Source organism: Streptomyces durocortorensis (genome assembly GCF_016901035.1).
GTDB lineage: Bacteria > Actinomycetota > Actinomycetes > Streptomycetales > Streptomycetaceae > Streptomyces > Streptomyces durocortorensis.
On sequence record NZ_JAFEUF010000561.1, the window covers coordinates 1 to 452 of the forward strand.

Genomic DNA, 452 nt, shown 5'->3' on the forward strand with positions numbered 1-452 from the left:
CGGCCGACGGCCTTGTCGATGCGCAGGACGAAGGGGTAGCTCTCGCCGCCGTTCACGTCGACCCAGGACTGGGAGGTTCCGCAGCGGTAGTGGGTCTTGGTGATCACCTCGCAGAAGTCGTACGGCTTGACGACGGAGGTGCCCTTCGGGATGTGGATGTCGACCGTGGTGACGCTCTCGTCGAGGGTGCCCTGGACGCGGGCGGGGCCCTTGTTGGCGAACTTCACCGTGGCGGTGACCTTGTCGCCGACCTTCCCCTGCTTCTCGTCGCCGGTCAGGGCGAAGTCCGCGGTGTTCGCGGCGGTGACGTCCACCCTGGTGTACGTCTCGGGGTGGTTCTTGCGGTCGGCGTCGGTGGCCGGGCCCTTCTCGACCAGGGTGAGCGGGTCGCCGGTGCCCGGCACGGGCTCGCTGGAGCCGCCGTCGCCCGGGTCCGGCGCGTCCGTGCCGAT

Annotated in this window: 1 pseudogene; it reads right to left on the reverse strand. The window is 69.9% G+C overall.

Annotated elements, in window-relative coordinates:
* Nucleotides 1-452: pseudogene (locus tag JS521_RS36070) on the reverse strand (peptidase); the annotation flags it as partial.